The following is a 25,801-nucleotide window of genomic DNA, read 5'->3' as shown; positions in this document are numbered from 1 at the left end:
ATTATTCCCATTCAATCGTGCTGGGTGGCTTGGACGAAACGTCGTACACCACACGATTGATTCCCTTGACTTCGTTGATGATGCGGTTGGATACGCGCCCGAGGACTTCGTAGGGGATGTGGACCCAATCGGCGGTCATGCCGTCGGTGCTGTGCACGGCGCGCAGGGCGCAGGTGTTTTCGTAGGTGCGTTCGTCGCCCATAACGCCGACGCTTTTGACCGGTAGGAGCACGGCCAGCGCCTGCCAGATGGCATCGTACAGATTCGCCGCGCGGAGTTCCTCGATGAAAATCGCGTCCGCTTCCTGGAGCACCCGCACACGCTCGGCGGTGACTTCGCCCAGGATGCGCACGGCAAGGCCCGGCCCCGGGAAGGGGTGACGGCCGACCACATCGACGGGCAGGCCGAGTTCGCGGCCGACGTGTCGCACTTCGTCTTTGAACAATTCGCGCAGCGGTTCGATCAGTTCCAGGTTCATTTTTTCCGGCAGGCCGCCGACGTTGTGGTGGCTTTTTATCGTCGCCGAGGGGCCGCGCGTGCTAATCGATTCGATCACGTCGGGATACAACGTACCCTGCGCCAGATAGCGGACGTCGGGGATTTTCCGGGCTTCCTCCTCGAACAGGTAAATGAATTCGTTGCCGATAATTTTCCGCTTCTGTTCCGGCTCTTCCACACCGGCGAGGTTTTCCAGAAAGCGGGCCGACGCGTCGACGTACACCAGGTTCATGCCGAAGTGTTTGGCGAAAACGTGCCGCACTTGTTGCGCCTCGCCTTTGCGCAGCACGCCGTTGTTGACGAAGATACAGGTCAATTGGTCGCCAATCGCCTTGTGCAGCAGCGCGGCCACAACCGAGGAATCCACGCCACCGGAGAGGCCGAGGATGACCCGCTGATCGCCCACCCGCTCGCGCACGTCGCGCACGGTCGACTCAATGAAATTCGCCATCGTCCACAACGGCTTGCAGCGGCAGATGTCGTAGACGAAGTTGGCCAATATTTCCTTGCCGCGCAGCGTGTGATGCACTTCCGGATGGAATTGCACGCCGAAAAAGCGTCGTTCGCGATCGGCCACCGCGGCGTAGGGGGCGTTGGTCGAGGAGGCAATCGTTTCGAATCCGCCGGGAAACTGTTCTACACGGTCGCCGTGACTCATCCACACGATGGTTTCGGCGCCCACTTCGAAGCCGGCGAAGAGGTCTCGGTCGTCGCTTATGGTCATTTCCGTGCGCCCGTATTCTCGTTCGGTCGCCCCGCCGACCCGGCCGCCAAGGCGCTGCGCCATAAGCTGCATGCCGTAACAAATGCCGAGTACCGGCACGCCCAGGTGGAATACGATGTCGTCGCACGTCGGCGCATCGTCTTGGTAAGCGCTGGCTGGTCCACCGGACAACACGATGCCCCTGGGTTGGAAAGCTTCGATGTCCTCCGCCGCCATCGTGCACGGATGAATTTCACAATAGACCGAGAGTTCGCGGATGCGACGCGCGATGAGCATTGTCACTTGCGAACCGAAATCCAAAATCAGGATTTTTTCGCTGTGAATATCGGTTGCCATCGTTTTTTTCATCCAGACGAGAAAAGTGGTGCGTGTCGCCTAACCGATTTGGTAGTTCGGCGCCTCTTTCGTGATGATCACGTCGTGTACGTGGCCCTCACGCAGCCCGGCATTGGTCACGCGTACGAATTTCGCATTGGTTCGGAGTTCGTCGATGGTGGCGCATCCGGTATAGCCCATGCCGCTGCGCAAGCCGCCGATCAATTGGTAAATCACCTGGCCGATAGCACCGCGGTAGGGCACGCGCCCCTCAATGCCCTCGGGCACGAGCTTCTGCGCCGACTCCACGTCTTGTTGGAAGTAGCGCGCTTTGCTGCCCTTGGTCATCGCGCCGAGGCTGCCCATGCCGCGGTAGTATTTGTACGTCCGGCCCTGATAGAGGATCGTCTCTCCCGGCGCTTCCTCCGTGCCGGCAAAGAGTGAGCCGATCATCACGCAGTGCGCGCCCGCGGCGATGGCTTTGGATACGTCGCCCGAGTATTTAACGCCGCCGTCGGCAATGATCGGCACGCCGTATTCCGCCGCAGCCCGCGCGCAGGCGTCGATGGCGGTGATTTGCGGCATGCCCACGCCGCTGACAATGCGCGTGGTGCAAATACTGCCCGGTCCCATGCCGACTTTGACGGCATCGGCGCCGGCTTTGATCAAAGCGACGGTTGCCTCGGCCGTTGCGACGTTTCCGGCGATCACTTGGCATTCGGGATAGTGTTTCTTCAGCCACGCGACCATACGAATCACGTTGGCGTGATGTCCGTGGGCGGTGTCGACACACAAGACGTCGACGCCTTTTTCCAGTAACGCGACGGTGCGTTCCCGGTCTTCTTCCTCGACGCCGATCGCGGCGCCGACCCGCAAGCGACCGCGCTCGTCGGTGCAGGCGTGAGGGTGCATCTCGGCGTTGACGATGTCCTTGATCGTCATCAGGGCCTTGAGCAGGTTGTTTTCGTCCACCACGAGCAACTTTTCGATGCGGTGGCTGTGCATGATTCGCTTGGCTTCTTCCGGGTCGGTTCCTTCCGGGACGGTGACGAGCTTGGTGGTCATGAACTTGGAAACCGGGGCGTCCAACTCGGTCACGAAACGCAGGTCCCGGTGGGTGATGATGCCCACGAGCTTGCCGTTATCAATCACCGGCACGCCGGAAATGCCGAATTTCCGGGTGTTCTCCAACGCCTGACGAATGGTCGCGTTGGGAGGCAAAGTGATGGGGTCGGCCACCAATGCCGAACGCGCTTTCTTGACCTTGTCCACCATGCCCGCCTGGCCCTCAACTCCCAGGTTCTTGTGAAGGACCCCCATGCCGCCCTCTTGCGCCACGGCAATGGCTGTGGCGACTTCGGTCACCGTGTCCATCGCCGCGGAAAGAAGCGGAATGTTGAGTGTCAGTGTTCTGGTGAGTTGCGTACGCAGATCGACCTGGCTGGGCAGGACCGAACTCTGCGCCGGCACCAGCAATACATCTTCAAACGTTAACGCTTCTTTTGGATTTGGGTTCAGCATCGAGACTCCCCGGCATCATGGATTCGACAGTTTATTCAGTACTTCGGTAACTTCACGTTCCTTGGCGGCATCAAAGTTCCAGGTGAACAACTCGAAGCCGCCCACCGCGATCGGCCAATCATATGAATATGCACAAATTACGGCTTTTGCTTCCCGGTGGCATGTGATGTCGTTAATGCTCAGCGGGATGTTGTTATCGGCGGCGTATTTCGCGACGGCGGCGGCGATTTCGTGGTCCGCCATGGTTTTCGCGTTCACCATTTTCAAGTACATTTCTTGCTTCACGTTAAAGTCGGCCATCCACTTGGGAACGATCATCACGCCGAAAAACATCACCGCACCCACGATAAGCAGCAGCACGACCGAAACGTAATTGAACTTCCCGCCCTTCGAATCTAAGATTCGACGCCACATGGTTCCCTCCCCGGCAATGTGCGAAAGGTTGGATTTCCCGTCTTTTTCGGCCCCCAAGGGCCGATCATCCTCGTCTAGGGCAAGAGTAACAACTGACCATTACACGGTCAACAACCCGCCTTCGTCCGGGGGCCATTGCGCGTAGACCGCCAAGCCTTCCAAAACGCCGCCCTCAGTCACCAACATTCGTTCGACCTGGAGCAGCTTCATTACTTCCAGCGCGATGATCGCACCGGCCACGATCGTGTCCTCCCGGCCTTTTTCCAATCCCGGTAGCGACAGCCTCCCCGCAGCGGGCATCGATATCAACAAACTCAGCAATTCCTGTACGTTTTCCACCGTCAACACGGCGCGATTGAGTCGCCCGGGTTCATAACGTTCCATCTTCAGCGACATCGCGGCCAAATTCGTGATCGAACCCGCCGTGCCGACCAGCGGGCCATGATCGCCCAAATCCTCGATCCTGACGGCAGCGCGCAACTCTTGACCGACACGTTCGGCGCACGCCGCCAACTGCTTATCAGTCGGCGGATCTTCGTGCAGGTAATCGGCCCGCATCGAGACCGACCCGACATCCACGCTGACCGACGTTTCCGCCTTACCGGCGACGATGGCCGCCAGTTCCGTGGAAAAACCGCCAATATCCAGCAGGACGAAAGGCTGATCCGCAAAGCCCAATTCCAACGTCGCGCCCAGCGAACTGATCGCCGCCTCTAAATCGCCCGCAATCAGGACCGGGTCGAGACCGGCCTCGTCGCGCAACCGCATCAAAAACTCTTTTGCGTTCTCGGCCCGCCGCATCACGCCGCTACAGGACACGCGAATCTCCACGGCGCCGAAAGCTCGCGCTTCTTTCGCCATTTCCTTGGCTGCCTGCACCGTCCGATCCATCGAGGTCTCGGCCAAGCGTCCTGCGGCAAATCCATCAGCCAGACGCGTGATCGTCCGCTTGACGACGAGCCGGTCGAAACTGCCGTTTCGCTGCTCGCAAAGCATGACCCTTACGGTGCCGCTGCCAATGTCCATCGTGGCTAATTTCATGGACGGGGAATATAGCAGAGCCCCCCCTTTCAAGCAATCCGGGAAATGCTTGACAAAAAACGCTAGTGCGCTATATCTAGGGCGTTCTTACGTGCGCCAACACTACATATTGTAAAAAATGGAGAAGCCCATGGCCCCCAAACTAGTAAAAGTTGCAGCAATTTGCGCCGTGTTCGTTCTTTGCGTCGCCGGTTTGGCCGAAGCCAAGGATCTCGCGCAGCGGATCAGCGTCGGCTACAACCACCAACTATCGTTTGGCGTATTGGGCGGATCACTGGATGACACGTTCCTGTCCAACCAAAGCATCAGCACGAAATACTGGATTACGAACCGGTACGGCGTGGAGGGGCTGCTTGGTTTCACGTCGTCCAAGTACGAAGATGACCGCGGCTTCGGCGCGACGATCGCCGGGCGATTTCACGCAAACGTCATCACGTACGAGAAAAACATGAACGTGTACGCCGGTGGCGGATTGGGCATCATTCCGGTGTCGATAGAAGTGAACGACAATGACGACAACAACGTCGGCGTGATGGCCCAGGCGTTTTTCGGCTTTGAATTCTTCCTGCCGGGACTGCCCAACCTCGGTTTCGACGCGGAAGTCGGCCTCCAATACCTGGACTACGACGAGTTCCAGCAGTTCGGCACGTACGGCGGCGGTTTCGGAGTCGTAGGTATTCGGTACTACTTCTAGCCGGGTGTCGCGGCCCTTGCCGGCCGCTCGCTTCAACGTTTTGACTCATCAATAAAACAGCCGCCCGGTTTCCCGGGCGGCTGTCGTTTAATGTCTGGGTCGCGGTTTCCGCATCACCCTCCGCAGCCACCGCTATCGTTGTCATTGTTGTTGTCGTCGTCATCGTCGGCGGCGGAGTCGTCGTTGTTGTCATCGTCGTCGTCATTGTCATCATCGTCGTCATCGTCGCCGGGCGTCGTATCGTCGTCACCGGGCGTCGTATCGTCATCGCCGGGATCGTCAACGCATTCGTCGCTATCCTCGATGCACAACTCGCCCTCCAGGCACGGATCGCCCTCGTGGCCGCATTGGTCGTTATCTTCGTCGCAGAGTTCCGCACCGTTGCACCACAGGCTGTCGTCGGAACACTCAGGCACGTTGCGCACGTCGCACTGATCGGCGTCTTCGTCGCAGAATTCCTCGCCGGTGCACCACAGGCCGTCGTCGGAGCAATCGGGCACGTCGTTGGCGGTACATTGATCGTTGGCCTCATCGCAGACCTCGACGCCGTCGCACCACAAGCCGTTGTCCAGACAAGGTGCGGTCACCGCGGGCATGCAGAGGCTGTCGGCGCATTCCTCGACGCCGTTACAGAAAACGCCGTCATCGCAGTCCTCGTCCTCTTCGCAGAATTCGGTCCAGCCGAGAACCTGGATGTTGTCGATCGCCCACCACCATTCGTAATCGGCGTCGTAGTAGTGGAAACGTACTTGCACACTCGTGATTTCTTCACCCGGGACGGAGACTTCGGATTGTTCGCTGACGCTCTCCTGCCACCGCGCGATGTTCGTCCATTCGCCGTCGTCCACTTTGACATCGACGTCGGCGGTCTCCGGACTAAGATGCCGAAGTTCGTTTTCAAAGCGAACCACGATGTCGCGGAATCCGGACACGTCGATTTGTTCGCTGATTAGTTCCTCGTCCATGTCTTTTCCGGACCCGGCGCAGTCGGAATCGGCGATGGCGAAGATGTTATCCATACGGTCCAAGACGCGGTCGCACGGATTTCTCGTGTTCCACGTGTGCATGCTGCTGCCGCCGTTGACGACTTCCCACGGGTGGTCGTATTCCTCGCTCTCCCACGTTTCCTGCCACAGCAGGACCGGCCCGATGGGCACGACGGAGAGTTCCACCGTGTTGCTCTCCCGGTGACCGAAGACGTCTTCGGCGCGCACGACGTAATAGTAGCGGGTCATGTTGGTGACCGTGTTGTCGATGTAGGTGGTCGTCGAGGTCGTGGCGAGAGGTTCGGAGAAGTTCTGGCCGCCGGACGTGGCGGCGCGGTAAACGAGGTAGGTCACCGCGGTGGCGTCGTCGGCTGCGTCCCAACTCAACTCGACCGCTTCATCGAGGCCGTCGGCGGACTGCAAGCCCGCAAACACGGGCGCCGCGCAATCGACGAAGGCGGTATCGGTTTTCAGCACGTTGTAGTTGCCGTTGCCGTCGTCGGCATCCAGGTAACTCACGGTGATCGCATCGGCATCGGATACCTGCAGAACGCCGTCGCCGCTCGGCGCGCCCGTCGCCGTGTTGATCGAACCCACGTAACGCCCTTCGTCTTCGGTGAGGTTCAGGGTCAATACTTCGGGCGTCGTTTCGGTATCGCTCGAAATATCCACGGTGATGGTCGGGCCGGTGAGGTCGGCATCGGCGACTTCAACGTCAATCGTGTCACTGCAGGTGAAGGCGTCGTCGATTCGCACGTCGCCGTCGGAGTTGATGAAGTAGTCGAGCAAGAAGTAGTAGGCTTCCACGACATCGATGCGGCCCATACCGAAGGTATTATCCTCGCCGGTGGTCCCCAGATCGACCGCCGTGAAATACAAACCCATCTTGATTTCATCCGGCGTACCTTCGGGGAAGGCCTGCCGCAAAAGCAACACGGCGCCCGCCACATGGGGCGTAGCCATCGACGTGCCGCTTTTCGTGCCGTACTGATCGCCGGGCTGCGAACTGCGAACGTCCACACCCACAGACGACACTTCCGGTTTCATGGTCGCGTCGTCGCAATGCGACGGCCCGCGGCTGGAGAAGGAGGCAATCGTTTCGCCATCCTGTTCCAGCGCACCGATAGCAAAGACGTTGTAGTCGCTGGCGATGCGGCTGCCCGGAGACCGGAGGCTGTTGGCGCTCGGCCCTTCATTGCCGGCCGCGAACACAACCACCACGCCCGCCGCTTCGGCGGCATCGATGCCCGCGTTGAAATCTTCGACACACTCACCGTAATAGCCGGGGTGCAAACCCCAGGAGTTGTTCACAACGTCCGGTACGTCGTCGGTCGTGGCGGGGTTGCCGTCCGGATCGGCCATCCACTGAAAGGCCGCGACCGCATCGGAGAAAATGTCGCCGCCGGTGTCGATGGTTTTCGCACCGATCCATTTTGCGCCGGGGGCCATACCGATCTGGTTGCTCCCGCCGTCGTCACCGACCATCGTACCCAGGGTGTGGGTGCCGTGCGTGTTGTATCCCGACTCGGTGGGGAAAGTTTCGTGATCCAGGGGATCGAACCAGGCGTGCCCCGGGTCGACGCCGGGATCCAAACCGCGCCACCGATCGGCGTAGGCCGGGTGCGAGCCATCGGCGCCCGTGTCCTGATCGCAAGCCAGCGTGCCGGTGCCGTCGATGCCCAAGGCCCATAGCTCCGGCGCGCGGGACACGACGATGCCGTTCTCGACGCCCTTGCCCACCGCCGAGGTCATGACGGTTTCGCCTACGGGTTCAATCAGTTCAATCGGCGCGTCGAAGTGGATGCGCTTGACGCCCTTGGCCTGGGCCAGTTGCCGGATAAAGCCCGGTTTGGCCTCAGCGGCGAAGGAATTGACGATCCAGAAAAAACGCACGTTGCGTACTTCTTTGAAGCGCCGCCCTTGGTCTAGCGCGTCGTTGATCGGCGGTTGGCTCACGTCGGCGATGTCCTGCAACTGTGTGATGACTTCATAGTGTCGCCGCGCCATGCCGCCACCGGCGATTTCCGCGTCACGAACCGCGCCGGTGAGATCTAGTTGCTCTTCCAGCGTCGCGTAAATGGCGATGTATTCATCGGCCGCGGCGGTGTCGAGTTTCTTTTGGAGGTTGAGGTCGAGATCGGCCGCGTATGCCGGCGCCGCGAGGGCGCACACGACTAGGAATATCGGTAGGAGGGAGAGGATGCGTCGCATGGGGTGTTCCTTTTCAGTTTGTTTCAGCTACGGTTTGCCCCGCCTGCGTAAAATAAAATTGTAAATCGCGCGCACTTTCTCACAACCAAGCGCGCCGTGTGGATAATGTGGGTCGAGGCGCCGATTGGTCAACCGGCAAAGCGACGTTTTCTTTCTTCTCGTCGGATCGTGGCAGACTAAAATTCCGTCTCAATTTCGATGGTTTCCTCGATCCACGATACCCGTACGTCGCCGCTTTCGTCAGTGCGATAGAGGTCTGCGCCGGTAGCCAGGTAGGCGTCGACAGTCGCCTGGCCGGGATAGCCCATATCGTTTCCGCCGACGGACAAAACGGCCACCTGCGCTTGAAGAAGCGCCAGGAAACTGTCGGAATGCACCAGCCCGTGGTCCGGCACCTTGATAATATCGCACATCAGTTCCACGCCGTATTGTTCGGCCAGCGCGTCTTGGGCAGGCCGGCGAATATCGGCGGTCATTAACGTGCGCAGGCCAGCGTATTCGAACATTTGCACGAGGCCGTTGTTGTCGTAGTCGTCAAATTCGCCGAAGGAGTGATACGTGCCCACGTAAAGCAGCCCGAAGTTATCCAAGTCGCCTTCTTGTTTCACAACGACGGGACCACCCCACTCGTCGAGTGCTTCGAGGAAAGTCTGGTAGGCGGCGTGCGGATTGTCGTCGCCGTTGACCCACACTTCACCGACGTCCACGCAGTCGAAGATTTCATGAAGTCCGCCGCAGTGGTCGTACTGCGGGTGGCTCATGACCATCACGTCGAGATAGTCGATACCCTTGGCTTCCAGGTCGTCGCAAATATTGAAATGGCCGTTTCCTTGCGAACCGCCGTCGACCAGGATGGCGTAGGGTCCGGGCACCTCGAACAAGGCGGCATCGCCGAGACCGACGTCGTAGAAGGTCACCGCGAAGTTCTGCGGATCGTACACGTCGTCATCGTCATCGTCGCCGGCCGTATCATCATCGCCGGCCGTATCGTCGTCGCCGGCCGTATCGTCGTCGCCGGCCGTATCATCGTCGCCGACCGTATCGTCGTCGCCGGCGGCGGTGTCATCGTCACCCCCGAAGCCGTCGGGTGCATCATCGTCCACGCCGGCCATTTCAGGCGGAGCGTCGAGCCTCTCGTAATCCAGCCCGCCGCAAGCCCACATCAACGCGGCCACGGCCAACACCGCCGTTACCATTATCGACCATCGGGTGTATCGCATCGGTCCTCCCGAGATTTCCCATTTACATCGGCATTCTACACTAACTCCATGAGTGAGCCCAAACCCTTTATCGGCATGCCGCCGCGCCCCCTACCCCGCCAACCGACCTTCTATTGACGGTTGACAGGGGCACTAGTTCTGTTAGCGTTTCGCCCGGAAACGGACGCAAGCCAAGGGGGTAAAACACATGGCAGACGTTCGGCCTTTCCGCGGTTATCGCCCCACGCCCGACAACGTCGAAAAAGTCGCTTCACCACCTTATGATGTGCTCGATTCCGAGGAAGCCCGGTGCATGGCCGAAGGCAATCCGTTAAGTTTCCTGCACGTGGTCAAGCCGGAAATCGACCTGCCGCCGGACACCGATCTGTATGCGCCCATCGTGTACGAAACCGCGCGCGATAACCTGCGCCGGTTCATCGACGAAGGCATCCTCGTGAAGGACTCCGTTCCCTGCTACTACGTGTATCAGCAAAAAATGGGAGATCACGTGCAGGTCGGCGTGATGGCCGCGGTCAGCGTCGTGGAATACGACAACGACCTGATCAAGAAGCACGAGCATACGCGCAAGGACAAGGAAGACGACCGCACGCGGCTGGTCGACGTCACGAACGCGAATGCCGGGCCGGTCTTCCTGACCTACCAGGCCAACGCGGGCCTCGATGCGCTGGTGGACGAGGTTCGCGCGGAGAAACCGGACTTCGATTTCGTCGCGCCGGACGGCATCGGCCACACAGTGTGGGTCGTGAACGATACGACGCGGCTCAAGAAACTTGCCGAACTGTTCGCCGAAGTGCCCGCGCTTTACGTCGCCGACGGCCACCACCGCAGCGCGTCGGCCGCTCGCATAGGCCGCGAACGGCGGGGGAAGAATCCGCACCACACCGGCGAGGAACCGTACAACCACTTTCTCGCGGTGCTCTTCCCCGACGATCAGTTGCGCATTCTCGATTACAACCGCGTTGTGACCGACCTGAACGGCCTGACATCGGAGCAGTTGCTGGACGGCATCGCGGTGAATTTCGACGTCGGCCCCGGCAGCGAGGCCAAACCGACCGAGCCGCGCACCTGCGGCATGTACCTCGACGGAAAGTGGTACACACTGCGGGCCAAACCGGGGGTTGTTCCGGAAAACGATCCCGTGCGCAGTCTCGACGTGCAAATCCTTTACGAGAAAGTTTTAATGCCGCTGCTCACCATCGGCGACCCGCGTACCGACAAACGAATCAACTTCGTCGGCGGCATTCGCGGCACGGCCGAGTTGATGCGACTGGTGGACGGCGGCGGTTACGCCGTGGCCTTCGCCATGCACCCGACCACCATCGCCCAGCTTATGGCGATCGCCGACGCGGGATTGGTCATGCCGCCCAAGTCGACGTGGTTCGAACCAAAGTTGCGTTCGGGTGTCGTGGTACGCCTGATTGAGGATTAAGCGAAGCTCCAGGGCGGCCACGGCCGCCCATTTTGTTCGTGAACTTGGAATAAGGAGAAGCAGCCATGTTGATTCTGATTTCCGACGCGTTTGATGATGCATTGCCGAGTAAGTTGGCTCGCTTCGGCGAAGTGACCGACGACAAGGCGCGACTTCCGGAGGCCGATATCGTACTTGTGCGCTCGGCCACGAAGTGTAGGCGAGAATGGATTGATGAGGCCACAAGCCTGAAACTCATCATTCGCGGCGGCGTGGGAATGGACAATATCGACCGGGAGTACGCACACTCCAAGGGCATCCAGACGACCAACACTGCGCAGGCTTCGGCCATCGCCGTGGCGGAGTTGACCCTTGCCCTGATGCTGAGCATCCCGTGCAACATCGTCCCGGGCAACGAAAGCATGCACGAGCGCAAGTGGCTGAAAAAGCAACTCAAGCGCACCGAACTGTACGGCAAAACGCTCGGGTTGATCGGTCTGGGTAACATCGGCACGGAGGTCGCCAAGCGCGCCAAGGCCTTCGGGATGCACGTGATTGCGCAGCGCAAAACCGGCAAGCCCAGCGACCATGCGATCGTCGTCACACGCGCCGAAGAGCTTTTTGAGAAGGCGGATTTCATTTCCGTGCATGTGCCGCTCACGCCCGAAACAGAAAACATGATCAACGCCGAAACCATCGCGATGATGAAAGACGGCGTGATCATCATCAACACCGGCCGCGGCAAAACGGTCAAGGAAGACGACCTCGCCGCGGCGCTGGAAAGCGGCAAAGTACGCGCCTACGGCACGGATGTATATTACAGTGACCCGCCCGCTGAAGACTGCCCGCTCTACGATGCGCCCAACGTCGTCATGACGCCGCACATCGGCGCTTCGAGCAAAGAGAACCTGGCGCGGGTCGGCGACGTGGCGGTGTTGAAAATCGAAGAATTCCTACGCTCATAAAGCAAATATAGAGGAGGAAGGTCCATGAGTCGCGTTCACAACTACTACGCAGGCCCGGCGGCGCTGCCCCTGGCGGCGCTGGAATATGCCCAACAAGAATTCCTCGATTTCGAGGGCACCGGCATGTCGGTCATGGAAATCTCGCACCGTTCCAAGGAATACGACGCCGTGCACAACGAGGCGGTCCAAATGGTGCGCGATCTGCTGAAGCTGCCGGAGAACTACCACGTGCTCATGCTGCAGGGCGGCGCCAGCACGCAGTTCTATCATGTGCCGATGAACTTACTGGGCGGCGAAAAAAGCGCCGACTACGTCATCACGGGCGCGTGGTCGAAGAAAGCCTTCACGGAAGCGAAGATTGTCGGCAAGGCTCGCGCAGCGGCGAGTTCCGAAGGCGATAGCTTCACGAGCATTCCGCGCGAATTCGATTTCGATCCCAACGCGCAGTACGTGCACATCACCAGCAACAACACGATCAAAGGCACGCAGTTCTTCGACTTCCCCGACACCGCGGGGATCCCGCTGGTCGCCGACATGTCCTCGGATATCATGTGCCGTCCTTTCGACGTGAAGCCTTTCGGCATCATGTACGCGGGCGCGCAGAAGAACCTGGGGCCCTCGGGCGTGACGCTGGTGATCATCCGCGACGACGTGATCGAGAAATGTAATCCGGCCGTCCCAACGATGGTCAAATACGCGACGCAAGTCGATAAGAACTCGCTGTTCAACACGGCGCCGACCTTCGGCATCTACATGCTGCGCAATGTGCTGAAGTGGCTGACCGATTTCGGCGGCCTGGAGGCGATGGAAAAACAGAACCGCGCCAAGGGCGAATTGCTCTACGGCCTGATCGACAACTCCGGCGGCTTCTATCGCAACCCGATTCAGGTGGAAGACCGCAGCTTGATGAACGCCGTGTTCCGCCTGCCCTCGGAAGAGTTGGAAGCCAAGCTCGTCGCCGAAGGCAAGGCCAACGGTTTCATCGGCCTGAAGGGCCACCGTTCGGTCGGCGGCATTCGCGTTTCGATGTACAACGCGACCTCGCTGGAGTCGATCCAGGATCTGGCCGCCTTCCTCAAGGACTTCATGCAGAAGAACGGGTAGCACGGAATCGAGACTCATTCGATCGAACCGGGGCGGCAACAAGCCGCCCCGTCTCTTTTCAAGCGGAGCAGAACTTGCTACTTTGCATCGGGTTTCTGTTGGGGAGACGCGTTAACCCATACGTAGGCGAGATATAACGATGAAACGCACGCTGATATCGATGTTCTTGTTCCTTTTGATCGTGTTCACGCCCGCCGCGGCGCAGGATACGATCGAAGGTGTCGTGTACCATGACGCCGACCAGTCCTCGCGCTCGGTCTATTTCCAGGACATTTCCGGCGAAGACGCCGTGCTGCCCGGGATCTCCGTCTACTTGATGGACGGCGAGACGGAAATCGAAGCCATCACCGACGAGTTCGGTGAGTACCTTTTCGAGAGCATAACCCCCGGCACGTATTTCGTGGATGTCGGGTTGCGCGGCTACGAAAGCACGAGCAACAACCACGCCAAGCGGGTTCCCGACGCCATCCGCGAGGGCTACCTCAACATGGTGGCCTTCGGCGACAGCATCGGCGTGTACGGCGGCGAGCATCAGTACCCCGAGCGCTTCGAGTGGATTATGGAAGACTTGGTGGAGATCGATCTGCATAACATTCACGTCGGCGGCAGCCGGAGTTGGGAATGGTTGCCCGGCGACGAAAAAGCCTACTGGGAAGAGCGCCTCGTGCCTTTGCTGTCCGATGCCGACCTGGTCACCTTCACCCTCACCGGCAACGATTTGGACGCTTACGTCGAGGGCATGCAGCCGCCCTACGACATGTGGCAAATCGTGCTGAATTTCATCGAACACCCTGAATATGCACTGGAAGCCGTGCCGCGCCTGCGGGAGATTCTGGCCAACGTCGTGGCGATCAATGATGAGTGCGACGTGGTTTTCATCGTGTACCCGAATTTCGCCAACAGCACGATCATCCAAAGTTACACCGGCGATTTTCTGCAACCCGTCGCCGCCTGGATTTTTGAGATCGCCCTCGGTCTCGAACGGCAGGCCGCCGCGGATACGACCGATGTCAGCGTTACGGATATGATTACGTTCTACGGCGACACATGGCTTGACGACTATCTCGTGGACGAAGTGCACCCTTCGGACCTGGGTTCGCAGGATTACGCCGAGCAGCTCTTCAAGGCACTGGGCGGAGTCATTATTCCCGAAGTTCCCAGCCGCCTCGGCGAAGAACGCATGACCGGTTTCTACGCGCCGGAACTGGTTCCCGGTGACGACGATGACGACGACAATGACGACGATAATAATGACGACAACGACGATAACAATGACGACGACGACAATAACAATGACGACAACGACGATAACAATGACGACAACAACGACGATGACGACACAAATGATGACGATGACATTGCCGAAGACACCGACGACGAGCCCGCAAACAACGCCGATGATGATGACGATAACGATGGCGGCGGAGGGCTTTGCGGTTAATTTCTGACGGGAGACACCATGCGGGTCGCGCGAATTCTGGTAATCGTTTTCTTGCTTTCTTTACCGTTGGCCTTTGGCTTCGCATGCGACGACGACGATGACGACGACGCCCCGGCCGCCGCCGACGACGACGACAACAACGATGACGACGACAACGACGACTCTCCCGCCCCGCTAAGCTTTTGCGCAGTCGATGAAAGCGAAATCGACGCCATCCTGGACCGGCTGACGTTGCGGCAGAAAGTCGCACAGATGTACTACACCGCCGTCAACGTCTTCCCCTGGTTCGACTTGCCGGAAGCCGCCTATATGGTCGGCGACGTGCAGGTCGGCGGCATCCATGAGGTCGTGGCGCTCACCCTTGGTTTCTGGCCCAGTTGGACCGTGCAAAACACGAACAAGCTGCAAAATATTGCGCTGAACTCCGACGCGGGCATCCCGCTGTTTATCGGCATCGATCAGGAAGGCGGCATTCCGCAGATGATGACCGGGCTCACCGGCGGTACCGACACCCCGGGCAACATGGGACTCGGCGCGACCTTTTCACCCGATGCGACCCGCCTCGCCTACGACCTGATGGCCCGTGAACTGCACGAAACAGGCATCAACCTCTCTCTCGCGCCGGTGCTCGGCGTCATGACCGACCACGAGGAAGCCTCGATGTACACGCGCTGCTTCGGGGAGAATACGGAGTGGGTTTCGCAGCACGCGGCTGCCGCCGTCGAGGCCACGCAGCGCAACCTGGTGGTCGCCACGCCCAAGCACTTCCCCGGCCAGACCGCCGCGCCGGGCGACGAACATTACGTGCGGGCCGTCTCGGAGCATTCGGAAGCGGAAATCCGGGAGATCTATCTACCGCCGTTCGTGGCGGCGATCGAGGCCGGCGCCGACATGATCATGCCCACGCACGCGCGTTACGCGGCCTGGGAGGACGAATACCCCGTGACGCTCAGCTCCCGCATGCTCACCGAGCTACTTCGTGACGAGTTGGGATTCGAAGGCGTCATCATCACCGACGACCTGAACATGGACGCTGTGGCCGGCATCGATTGGGGCGAGTTGCCCGACGTGCTGGCGATTCAGGCGGGCGCAGACATCATCATCGACATCTTCGAGGATTTCGAAGCGCGTGACGCCGGAAAGGCGGGCGACTATCCCTCGACGATCGCGGAACAAATCGATTACGTCGTCGGGGCCGTCGGCGATGGTCGGCTTACCGAGGCGCGAATCGACCAGTCCGTGCGCCGCATCCTCAACCTCAAAATGAAGTACTGCCTGTTTGAGAACCCGTTCCGCACCGTGGAAGACGTCCCTGAACGGGTTCACCGGCCGGAAGACGCGGAGTTGTCGCTGGCGCTGCATCGGCAGGCGATCACTCTGTTGCGTGACGAGGACGCGCTGCTGCCTCTGGATGTCGACGACCGCGTTTTCGTGATCACGACCGGGCCGCTGGTGACGCAGATGTACCCCGAAGCCACGTGGCCGCAAATGACGATCAAAACCCTGCTCGGCCCCATGCAGGACATCGACCCGGATGTGACCGGAATGATTTACGGAGGCACGCCGGTCGGCTTCGTGGCCGACATGCTCGTGGACGCCGCGGCGGCAAGCGGAGCGGATCTCCTCGTAATCGGCACGTACAACGCCTATTTCGACGAGGTGCAGCAAGACTTGGTCAACCGCCTGCTCGCCCTCGGGCTGCCCACGGTGATGGTCGCGCAAGCCATGCCGTACGACTTGATGGTTTTCCCCGACGTCGGTACCTACGTGGCGAGCTACAGCAATCGCGGCTTGGCCTTGCAGGTCACCGCGGAAGTGCTCTACGGCCTCTCCGAACCCGGCGGCCGGTTGCCGGTTGCGTTGCCGGGAATGTACGAAATCGGTTGGAGTGCCGCGCTCGACTAAATTTCTTCCAGCGCCGTTTTGATTCTGGCGAAAAGCCGCGCCGCCTCCTCGATCAGTGGGGGTATTTGCGATGCGCGTTCGCCCGAAGCCGCACGGGTGATTTCGGCCATGAGGTCAACCAAGCGTCGCAGTTCCAAACCGCCCGCCGCGTCTCTCATGTCCTCGGCGATTTCTTTCGCGTCTTCGACCTTCGCCGCGGCGACCGCCGCCTGCAGCGCGTCGAGCTTTTCGGCAAAGTCCTGCACGAAAAACGCGATCACTTCCCGCAACATTTCGCGGTCGTCGTCGAAGTTGCGCAGCAGGGTTTCCGCATCAACAAGCGACGGTGAAGCGACCTCTTCGGCACCGTTTTGTTCCCGCCACGCAACGATACGTCCCACGGCATCGCGCAGCGCGGCTACAGTCAAAGGTTTGCCGATCACGTCGCGAACGCCCTGCGCCAGTAGTTCCTCGCGTTGCTGTCCCGCTATCTCGCCGACTACGGCGATGACGGGAACCGCCGCCGTGTCGCCGCTGCGGGCAAGCAACTGCTCGACGTGCGGCTCGGTCGCCAGCACAAGGTCGAAACGCTGCGCCGGGATTTCCTCGGCCGCCAACGCCTTGGCTTCACAGCCCATCCTTTCCAGCAGCAGCAAGGTGATCATCCGGGACGTCGCGTTGTCGTCGAGGACGGCGACGCGCAAACCGCGCACTTGCCGTTCGCGCAAAGAATGCCGCGTGATGATCGCCGCGGCCCGCTGTTTCGGCGGCAAATCGATGTGTTCAATCACGATGCCCATGGCGTCGCGAAACTGCCGCTGCGTAACGGGTTGAGTGAGGTAAAACGAAAATCCGATCTCCCGCAGTCGGGCGGCATCGCCTCGGCGACCGACGCTTGTCACCAAGCCCACGGCCGTGTTGCGCAGGTCCGGATCGCTCTTGATCGTTCGACCCAAATCCTCGGCATCTTGCCCGTGAGAGTGGTTGACAATCAGCGCGAACTGCATGGCCTCATCTTCGCCCGCCGCCTGCCGCAAAAGAGCCGGTGCGTCGTCCATAAGCGGCACATGGCGCACGTCGCAATTCCATTCGGCAAGCCATGTGGCGAGCGGCGCGGCGGCCTCGTCGCTGTCGGATACCAAGAGCACCCGCAAGCCTTCCAAGCCCGCCGGGTCGCCCGCGTCGCGGTGGCTCAGCGACTCGACGCGTCCCAATGTGGCCCGAAAAACCAACGTCAGACCATCGCCGCCGTCGGTTTCGGCTTCCAGGCCGCCTCCCATCGCCGCGGCAATTTCGGCGGCCACCGCCAAGCGCAGTGCGCCCTCGTCGTCGAACTGCTCTTTCTCGCCGTGACTCGAACCGGCGAGCGCCTCGATCATCTTCACCGCGAGGGCCGCGTCCGCCGGCTCGACCTGCAAGTGAAGCGAGAACGCGAGGCGGGTTTCATACTGCGATTCGCCCTCCACCGCGGTTTCCAGCAACACCTCGCTGGACCCGGTGGGCGGCGGCGTGGCCAGCGCCATATTGAGTAGGGCTTGTTTCAAGCGCCCGGCGTCACCCGACACGAGCGCCGGGGTATCCGGGTGAGGCAAGAGGGTGAACGGAGCGTTTCGCTTCTGCCCAAAGAAATCGGTCAGGTTTGCCGCAACGCTATCCAACACGTCGAGCAGATCCAGAGGCTCGTCGGCCAGCACGAAATTACCCGCTTGCAGTCGCGCGAGGTCCAACACGTCGTTGAGAAGCGCGAGTAGCTCGTGTGCGCGCCGTTGCACCAAGTCAATAAGGCTTCGTTGCGAAGGATTCAAGTTGGTGTCCAACAGCGCGTTCAATTCCTCAAGCACGCCGTTGAGGGGTTGGCGGACGCGATGACTGAGACCGGCGAAAAACTCGCTGCGCGGATGTTTCGGATCGTCGCTCATGTCCGTTTCCTTCGCCTGAGAATGTTGAGTGCCTGAGCCCGCGTTGCGCCCGGGACGCCGCGGTTGAACGCTAAGCGTTCTACATCGCGCGGATTCAACCGTTGCAGAGCCCGAAAAACGAAACGCATCGGCGTTTTGGGGTGGCAGCACAGTTGGAGTTGCACTTCGTAGTAGCGGGTCCATTCACGGTTGTTGCAGATTCGTTCGACCACGTTTTGCGGCGTGGTTTTTTCCTTCACGGCCGCCAGCACTTCCCGAATGGTAATGCGTGGATTCTGCAACACCGCTTCCTGGATGATCTTATTCGGATTGCGCAGCAGGATCCGTCGGGCTTCCCGATTGCCCTTCATCGCGAGCAGCAATTTATCCACCATGTTTAATTTGGCGAGCCGCGACATTATCGACTTCGTCTTCTTCTGCTGCTTTTCGGCGTTCTCCGGCGTGACCGGTTCGTCGTCGTCTTCTTCATCCTGCATGAGGTCGTCGGCGAAAAGCATATCGGTATCGAACTCCGCGCCGGCGAGATCCGCGATTCGCACGCACGGGTGCATGCGGTCGTCCGGGATCACGAGTTTTTCCGGCCCCGGGGGAGGCGCGGCCTGTTCGACGCCCGCAGGCTGGGCCAGTCGCTCCCGCTGCTCCGGCGTCAGATCCTCGTCAAAAGCGTGACCTTTTTCGATTTCGTAAAAACGCGTCAGACGGTCGATCACGCTGCGCGGCGTACTCGGATTGACTACCAAACCCAAAAGGATGGGCGGCGACTGTAAGATTGCCCGCTCATTGCCCGCAATGATCGTCAGCACGCGTTCCAAGCGAGAGGTTTCAGCAAGATACGCCAAGGTCGCGGCGGCGACGTTTCGATGCAACGCCACCTGTTCGTAAATGTGGTTGTTGTCGAAGCCGCGGGTGGCAATAAAGTGAAGCAACTTGGGGTTCGTTTCGCCGCTGATGCCGATCAGAATGAGGCTTTCCGGTAACTCTTTGAGGCTTTTCTGCGCCTCTTTCGCCACTCGCTTATCCTTGTCGCCGGAAAGAAAAAACAGGGCGATCAGCAGTTCCTTGGTGCCCAGCGGAATGAGCCCCTTGGCCATGGCGATTCGTTTGGCCGGCGGCACATCGGGAGGAATCCGACGCTGCAATGAGGGCGTCAATTCGTCCCAAGTCAACCGTTGAAACTTCACCATCAAGGTCGCCTATCGTGTGTTGAAACCAAAACTTCGCCGCGCCTGGTTTCCGGCCCGGTCCGTTAACGTGATTTCGGCTTTATGCGCGCCGGTCTTGAGCGCCCAGTAGATTTCGGCTCCCCCGACGCCCCGGCCCGGCTCGTAGTAAGCCAACGCCGACTTGCCGTCAATGAGAACCTGCGCCGCCTGCCACGTTAGCCCCGACAGATCGTCGCTCGCCGAGAACGTCACCACCGCACGCCCGCGGCCGCGTCGAACATTGGAGATCGCCGGCACGTTGCCGTCCCCAGCAAGGCAGAATATGCCGAATTCGCTGGTTCGGGCCGCCACGTAGCCGCGCGGTCCGTCGTCGATCGGCTCGAGCCATTCCGCTTTATCCCGCTTCCAATGGACGATCCCAGGCCGCGGTCCCACCGCCTCAGTTTCCGGCAACCGGAAGCCGACGAGGTGGTCGCGTCGCATCACCGTGCCGGGGTCGCTGACGGTGTAGCACGTCGACCCCACGAGCGGCGACTCGCGCCGAACCACGTTGATTCGAACCGGCTCGTAAAAGCTGAATTCTTCGCCCGCGATGTAGAAAGCGCCGTCGTCGACAGCGACGCGCCGGTTGTTGAACAACCCATGGGAGCCCTCGCCGCGCGCCGCGGTCTTGGTTACATCGCCTGCTTCAACCTCTATGGCCAACGTGAAAGAAGACGAATTGCCCGCCGCGTCGGCCACCGCAACCTCAACCTTATGCGGTCCCGGCGGCAATCGGTCGAAGGTGCCGGCGGCCGCCGCCGAGAAAAACGGGATATCCACCGGGTAAGGATTGTAGGCGCGGTGGAAGAGACGCTGTTTCGCGCCCACGTCGTATTGCGCCCATATCAGCGACTTCTCAAACCAACTCCACTGCTCGTAGCGAGTCTCGAAAAACGGCTCGCCGTCTACGACCACGCCGATTCGATACGGCGCGAACCGTCGCCCCTTGGAGCGAGTGCGATCAAAAGCGTCTACCGCGAGGCCGACGCGGCCTTTCACCCGTATCGGATTGGCGACGGCGTTTCCCGCCGGAATGGGAACCACCCGGGAGCGAGCCGCGCCCGCCACGCGCGCATCGGGGCTCACGGGCACGACCAAAGCCGCACGGATCGTCGGGGCGAGATGATCCTCGACCGGAAAACCGTTGGTCAGCGGATTCAAGTTCACGATGTCGTCGTCACGCAGTTCGAAATGCAGGTGCGCGGTCGAGGTGCCGGTATTGCCGCCATAGGCGATCACTTCACCGCGGGCGATGGGAATCGTGAGTTCCCATTCTTCGAAGTAGTAATCCAGACGACGCAGTCCCTGGCGGCGGCGCAGGTCTTCGCCGATTTGTTGTAAGCGCGGGCTGAAGCGGTCGAGGTGGGCGTACACGGCGACCCGCTTGTCGGGCATGCGCACATAGAGCGCCTTGCCGTAACCGTGGCGATTATCGCGAATGCGCATAAGCACGCCGTCGCCTACCGCAACAATCGGCACGGTGCCGACGCGGCCGTGCAAACTCAAGTCGATGCCGGCGTGCGGGTGATCGTTACGCTTGTCGCACATGACGCTGGTGAGTTCGACGGCAATTCCCCGCGTCGGCCACAAATACCCGCCCGCCGCCGCCAGCGTGGTGGCAAGCAACAAGATCACCGGAAACGCCCATCGCCAAGTTTGATGCAACAACCGGGCTCCTTTCGTGTCTGAAAATAGTGCCGTTTTCGTAAGGGAAAAACCAGCGCCCCAGGCAATTCGTCCCGGCGCGTTGCTAGTTGGGGCGGTTTTTTGTATACTTCCAGGTCTCACCAGGAGATAATTGGATGTTCAAAGTAGGTGATACAGCGGTTTATCCGGCCCACGGGGTTGGAATCATAGAGGGCATTGAAAAAAAGGCGATCGGTGACGTCGTCTACACTTTCTTTATGCTCCGCATTCTCGAAAACGATTACATCATCATGGTGCCGACGGACAACGCCGAGAAGGTGGGTCTACGGCATGTGGCCGGCAAGAAGGAAATCCAAGAGATCTGGAAGATATTGCGAAACACGAAAGTGAAGATCGACAACCAGACTTGGAACCGCCGCCAACGGGACTATACCGACAAGATAAAAACCGGTTCTCTGAAACAATTGGCAACGGTGCTTCGCGACCTGTACGTGCTAAGCAAGGGCAAGGACCTGTCCTACGGTGAGCGCAAGATGCTCGAGCAAGCGCGCTCGCTTCTGGTCGGCGAAGTTGCCGCCTCGACCAATCAAAAAGCCGAACGTGTCGTGTCCAAGATCGAGGCCCTCTACAATTGATGCGCGCCTTCGTTTCGTATGCTGTTGAGATGAAATTTTAGAGAGAGGTTTGGGCATGCGACTGAGACTCGGACTGCTTCTCGTGATTTTGGCGCTCTGTGCTTCGCTCGCTCTGGCCGCCGACCTCCAAATTTGGCCGAAGATCGAAGGTCTGCCTAATTTTTATGTCGGCCTGCCCGATTCCATTAACGGCCAGCACCCCATCGACCGCGAATCATACGGCGAAGGCTGGTTTTGGATGGCCGCCTACGACGACGGCGCCTACTCATTCGCCAATTTCATGATCAGCAACATCGGTCCCGGAGACAACAAGGGCACGGTGGACTTCACGCTCTGGGAACCCGACGGCAACACCTACCTGGACCGCGTGCCGTTCCATCGCGGCTCGGTAACGACGGCCAAAGACCGTCTCGACGTGACGGTCGGCAAAAACCGGGTGTGGGGCTCGCATCCCAATTTCAACGTCAAAGTCAACACCGACAAGCTCGGTGCGGACCTCGCCTACAAGGCCGAACTACCCGGCTTCGCGGTAAACAGCGGCCGCGTCGTGTACGGCGACGTCGACGATTACTACTCGGTTTACACCACTATACCGCGCGCCAAAATCAGCGGCACGCTTCGTACGCCAAAGGGTACGCGCCAGGTTACGGGGCGCGGATACAGCGACCACGGCATTGTTACGATGCTGCCCCATCACTACTCGAAGGCGTGGCATACGCTGCGCTGTTTCGACGACAAGTACACCTTCGACATTCTGGAATTTACGACGCCGGGGAAATGGGGCGCCAAACGCGTGGCGCTGACGATTCTGGGCAAGGACGGCAAGATCCTTTACGGCGGCAGTCGTTATACGTTGACGCCCAGCGGCATCAAAAAGGACGCGAAGTTCGGTCTGTCCTACGGTACGCGCTACGACTTCGCCATCGACCGACCCGGCAAGGTCAAAATGGACGGCCATTTCAGCATCAAAAAGCAGATGCACGCCATCGACCTGCTTTCCCAGCTAAGCTTGATCGAGCGCAAAGTCGCGGCGCTTTTCAGTAAGTCGTACATCTTGCGCTTCGTGGTTGAAGTGCAAGCCGAGGTTACACTGCCGGACGGCAGCCGGGACACGTTTACTGCCCCCGGCGTCGCCGAGGTCATCCACCTGCGGTAACAATGAACGCAACACACGTCGGTCGTCTACACGCTTTCACCGCCTCGCTGCCGGGGTTGCGACGCCTTGCGGCCGGACCGGATACGGCCCGTTTGAGTCGCCGTTACACCTCGCCGCTACGGCGTTTTCTTCACCAGCTTTTTGCCGAAGCGAATTTGGAAAACGCTGACGACGGCTTTCGCTTCACGATTCGTAATCCGTGGTTGCCACAAAACCTGCTGAACGTCGAAATCGTCTTGGACGGTCGCCGCGTCGACGGCTCGCGCGTCGCGTTGGGCGGCAACAAGACCGCTGCGGGGCACCTGAATTTCGCCGCGCCGATCACGGTGACGGTCGCCGGCAAGCGCCTGGGCAACGGCCGTCATTTTCTCGCGCTGACGCTCGTCGGTACGACCGCGACCCTGCCCCTGCCGCAGGTGCCGGTCTTCATGGAAGGCGACCGCGGCCATATCGCGCTTGACCCGGATTCCACTCAGGAAGACGTCGCGGCGATTGTTCCCTTCGCGTATAATGACGCTCTCTGTTTGCTCACTTCCGAGAAGCACCGCGATTGGCAAATCGGCCACCTGCTGGAAGTCATACGCAGCCTCGAAGCCGACCCGCGCGGCGTTTACGCCCTGCCCGATATCGCCGCCGTTCGATTGCTGGCGGTCCATCAACCCGCGGCGTTTGCCACGCTGAAACAAATGATCGAAACCCAGCGCGTTGAGATGGTCATGGGGTTCATGGCCGAGCCTGGTTTCTCAGGTCTCGGCGGTGAATCCGTCGTCCGGCAGGTCACTCGTTGGCAAACCCTCGCGACAGAATTGCTGGGACGACACGCCCCCGTTGCCTGGCTGCCCACCGCCCCGGCCGCACCGGCGACGCTGCCGCAGGTCTTACGCAAAGCCGGTTGCGAATCCTTAGCCATCGGCTGCGCCGCGCCGCACGGCACCCCGGCCCGTTTTTCGTGGGAAGGCCTCGACGGCACGCGCCTGCGTTGCGCTCGTTTGACGCCCGTAAACGCCTCTTTCCCCCTGCCGCTGGCTCCGGTCCCGACTGATCCCGACCAAGGCCAACCCCTAGGAGCGGCGGCATCGGTTTCGGGTTCGTTACCCAAAATCTCCGGTGCCACGTCGCCCGGCCGGTTTTTTGTCGGTTTGCCCGAAAAGACTTTACCCGTCGTTCGCGGAAGTTTCGTCGCCGAGGATCTCGGTGCGGCGCGTCCCGCTTTGCGCCGAATGTTGCGACAAGCCGAGACCGCCGTTACGGACCTCGAGCGGTTGCCGGTGATTCTCGATGAGTCGCTGGACGCTTCCACACAGCAGTTCCTGGCTGACGCTTGGGACCAACTGCTCGACGCTCAGCGTTACGGCGTCGTTTCCGGAGCCGTCACCACGGAAGTAGCCGCCGACCTGACGCATCGACTAAGGAACATCGTCGAACATTGCGCGATGGTGCAAAACGAGATGTTGACCCGCCGCGCCCGTGCGGTTTCGGCGCCGGATTCCGCGACCGGAGCCGTGATCGCCTTGAACACGCTGCCATTCTGGCGGGATCAAATCGTCACCGTGGCACTGCTGGCCGAAGACGGCGTATTGCCCGACCTCTTCGACGGCAAGTATCGGCTGGCCAAGCAAGTGCTGCACACCGAAACGTACGCTGACGGCGAACTCAAGCGAGGCACAGTGGCGTTTCGACTTGCGGTTCCGCCGCTGGGATATCGCGTCGTATGGACGCAACCCCAGTTAACGCTGCCCGACGCCCCGGCGCGGGCCGTAGCGCGGGCCGAGACGCACTGCTTGGAAAACGGTTGGCTTACCGTGGAGTTTGATCCAAGCACGGGCGCTGTGGCGACGATTACCGATCGTCATCGCAAGCGCGTTTATAAGCTGAACGACGCGGGACTGCTGAGTTTGCTCGGAACCGGCGTCACGCCGTCCCAACACTTTCAGGTACAAAGCGCGACCGTCGTCGAAGGCGGGCCGCTGCGTTGCGTTCTGCGTTTCGCGGGCTCGTTGGGCGACCGCGAAGCGGAGATCCTTTACACGCTGTCGCAAACCAGCAAAGCGCTGAGCGCCGAAGCGCGAATCACGGGAGCGGTCGGCCCAGGTCGCCTGGCGGTGCGCGTGCCGCGACTAAAAGGCGCGGGCCACATCGTCGCCGAGATTCCCTACGGCCAAAGCGAGTGCGACGGCGGGCGAACTCCGGCGGGCAACTATTTGGACATCGATCCGCCGGGTCACGGACTAACCATACTCAACCGCGACGGCGCCGCGTTCGAAGTCACGGACAAGCACGTGCTTCTGCACCTGGCGTCGCACTTGGATCGCATTCATTGGCTGCGCGACACGCCGGTGCCGCTGCCCGAACGGGCCGAGTTTAGCTACGGTTTTTTCCCGCACGAGAATCCAACCGGCCCGGCGCTGGTTTTCCGACGCGGTCTTGATTTCACGACGCCGCTACTGGTCGCCCACACGTTGGTGGACGCAGCCGTGGCGACCGAAAAGATTCCCCGCGCAGCCGCCGCGCTGACGCTCTCGCCGGACAATATCCAGGTGGGCGCGGTGTATCGCGAGGCCGACGGCGCCATCGTTTTGCGGCTTGTGGAACGTGGCGGCAAGGACTGCTACGCCCAGTTGAAGATGCATCGTCCCCACGGAAAGATAGAGGCTACGGACTTGCTCGGGCGGCCGGTCAAAGCGTACGAGCCGGGACGATGGTTCAAGAAAAAAGGCGTGATTGATCTGCGTTTTCGCGCTTTCGAGATCAAGACCCTTCGTTTTCATCCGGCGTGAGGCGCTTGAAGAACACGAGTTCGAATCCGTAATGGC

At 60.3% G+C, this 25,801-nt stretch carries 18 protein-coding genes; 9 read left to right on the top strand and 9 right to left on the bottom strand.

From position 1 onward, the window contains the following. Position 1: 1 nt before the first annotated feature. From guaA to P9L99_03040, 4 genes are all read right to left on the bottom strand, one after another. Positions 2–1,558 (bottom strand): glutamine-hydrolyzing GMP synthase, encoded by a 1,557-nt coding sequence (gene guaA, locus P9L99_03055; protein ID MDP8222313.1) that lies wholly within the window; start codon positions 1,556–1,558, stop codon positions 2–4. A 39-nt stretch (positions 1,559–1,597) separates the two neighbouring features. Then, positions 1,598–3,058 (bottom strand): IMP dehydrogenase, encoded by a 1,461-nt coding sequence (guaB, locus tag P9L99_03050; GenBank protein ID MDP8222312.1) that lies wholly within the window; start codon positions 3,056–3,058, stop codon positions 1,598–1,600. A 15-nt stretch (positions 3,059–3,073) separates the two neighbouring features. After that, positions 3,074–3,472 carry a hypothetical protein gene (locus P9L99_03045; protein ID MDP8222311.1) on the bottom strand — a complete coding sequence of 133 codons (399 nt, stop codon included), beginning with the start codon at positions 3,470–3,472 and terminating at the stop codon, positions 3,074–3,076. A 99-nt stretch (positions 3,473–3,571) separates the two neighbouring features. Continuing rightward, a complete protein-coding gene (locus P9L99_03040; GenBank protein ID MDP8222310.1) occupies positions 3,572–4,498 on the bottom strand; it encodes an ethanolamine ammonia-lyase reactivating factor EutA in 927 nt (308 codons plus the stop codon). Between the two features lie 145 nt (positions 4,499–4,643). Between P9L99_03040 and P9L99_03035 the strand changes: the two genes are divergently transcribed. After that, positions 4,644–5,207 (top strand): hypothetical protein, encoded by a 564-nt coding sequence (locus tag P9L99_03035; GenBank protein MDP8222309.1) that lies wholly within the window; start codon positions 4,644–4,646, stop codon positions 5,205–5,207. A gap of 113 nt (positions 5,208–5,320) precedes the next feature. On the opposite strand, the gene P9L99_03030 is transcribed toward P9L99_03035, so the two are convergent. Both P9L99_03030 and P9L99_03025 read right to left on the bottom strand, forming a co-directional pair. Beyond that, the gene (locus P9L99_03030) at positions 5,321–8,404 is read right to left on the bottom strand and encodes a S8 family serine peptidase (protein ID MDP8222308.1); all 3,084 of its coding nucleotides are present in this window, start codon (positions 8,402–8,404) and stop codon (positions 5,321–5,323) included. Between the two features lie 176 nt (positions 8,405–8,580). Further along, positions 8,581–9,624, bottom strand: coding sequence for a hypothetical protein (locus P9L99_03025; GenBank protein MDP8222307.1), 1,044 nt, complete (start codon positions 9,622–9,624; stop codon positions 8,581–8,583). A 187-nt stretch (positions 9,625–9,811) separates the two neighbouring features. Here P9L99_03025 and P9L99_03020 point away from each other — a divergent pair, with 187 nt between their 5' ends. The 5 genes from P9L99_03020 (at position 9,812) to P9L99_03000 (ending at position 16,447) form a co-directional block, all read left to right on the top strand. Then, positions 9,812–11,053 (top strand): DUF1015 family protein, encoded by a 1,242-nt coding sequence (locus P9L99_03020; GenBank protein MDP8222306.1) that lies wholly within the window; start codon positions 9,812–9,814, stop codon positions 11,051–11,053. Positions 11,054–11,118: 65 nt separating this feature from the next. Beyond that, on the top strand, positions 11,119–11,997 hold the full coding sequence (locus P9L99_03015; protein MDP8222305.1) for an NAD(P)-dependent oxidoreductase: 879 nt from the start codon (positions 11,119–11,121) through the stop codon (positions 11,995–11,997). Between the two features lie 24 nt (positions 11,998–12,021). After that, positions 12,022–13,101 (top strand): 3-phosphoserine/phosphohydroxythreonine transaminase, encoded by a 1,080-nt coding sequence (serC, locus tag P9L99_03010; GenBank protein MDP8222304.1) that lies wholly within the window; start codon positions 12,022–12,024, stop codon positions 13,099–13,101. Between the two features lie 139 nt (positions 13,102–13,240). Continuing rightward, positions 13,241–14,542: a hypothetical protein gene (locus P9L99_03005; protein ID MDP8222303.1), complete on the top strand. Its 1,302-nt coding sequence runs from the start codon at positions 13,241–13,243 to the stop codon at positions 14,540–14,542. Positions 14,543–14,560: 18 nt separating this feature from the next. Beyond that, on the top strand, positions 14,561–16,447 hold the full coding sequence (locus P9L99_03000; GenBank protein MDP8222302.1) for a glycoside hydrolase family 3 N-terminal domain-containing protein: 1,887 nt from the start codon (positions 14,561–14,563) through the stop codon (positions 16,445–16,447). Here P9L99_03000 and P9L99_02995 read toward each other — a convergent pair. The 3 genes from P9L99_02995 to P9L99_02985 are packed head-to-tail and all read right to left on the bottom strand — an operon-like array spanning position 16,444 to position 21,215. Continuing rightward, complete coding sequence (locus P9L99_02995; protein MDP8222301.1) at positions 16,444–18,345, bottom strand: histidine kinase dimerization/phospho-acceptor domain-containing protein; 1,902 nt, start codon at positions 18,343–18,345, stop codon at positions 16,444–16,446. The two genes, P9L99_03000 and P9L99_02995, sit on opposite strands and share 4 nt — an antisense overlap. Continuing rightward, the gene (locus P9L99_02990) at positions 18,342–19,529 is read right to left on the bottom strand and encodes a hypothetical protein (protein ID MDP8222300.1); all 1,188 of its coding nucleotides are present in this window, start codon (positions 19,527–19,529) and stop codon (positions 18,342–18,344) included. The genes P9L99_02995 and P9L99_02990 overlap by 4 nt, the downstream gene beginning before the upstream one ends. 9 nt (positions 19,530–19,538) lie before the next feature. Further along, positions 19,539–21,215 carry a M23 family metallopeptidase gene (locus P9L99_02985; GenBank protein MDP8222299.1) on the bottom strand — a complete coding sequence of 559 codons (1,677 nt, stop codon included), beginning with the start codon at positions 21,213–21,215 and terminating at the stop codon, positions 19,539–19,541. A 137-nt stretch (positions 21,216–21,352) separates the two neighbouring features. Between P9L99_02985 and P9L99_02980 the strand changes: the two genes are divergently transcribed. The 3 genes from P9L99_02980 to P9L99_02970 are packed head-to-tail and all read left to right on the top strand — an operon-like array spanning position 21,353 to position 25,765. Continuing rightward, positions 21,353–21,832: a CarD family transcriptional regulator gene (locus tag P9L99_02980; protein ID MDP8222298.1), complete on the top strand. Its 480-nt coding sequence runs from the start codon at positions 21,353–21,355 to the stop codon at positions 21,830–21,832. Between the two features lie 55 nt (positions 21,833–21,887). Continuing rightward, the gene (locus P9L99_02975; protein MDP8222297.1) at positions 21,888–22,988 is read left to right on the top strand and encodes a hypothetical protein; all 1,101 of its coding nucleotides are present in this window, start codon (positions 21,888–21,890) and stop codon (positions 22,986–22,988) included. 2 nt (positions 22,989–22,990) lie between these two features. Continuing rightward, a complete protein-coding gene (locus P9L99_02970) occupies positions 22,991–25,765 on the top strand; it encodes a hypothetical protein (GenBank protein ID MDP8222296.1) in 2,775 nt (924 codons plus the stop codon). The last annotated feature ends 36 nt before the right edge of the window (positions 25,766–25,801 follow it).

Origin of the sequence: Candidatus Lernaella stagnicola (assembly GCA_030765525.1) — a bacterium.
Lineage (GTDB): Bacteria > Lernaellota > Lernaellaia > Lernaellales > Lernaellaceae > Lernaella > Lernaella stagnicola.
The sequence above is the reverse complement of the archived record's forward strand: the minus strand, read 5'-3'. Positions and strand labels throughout refer to the sequence as shown.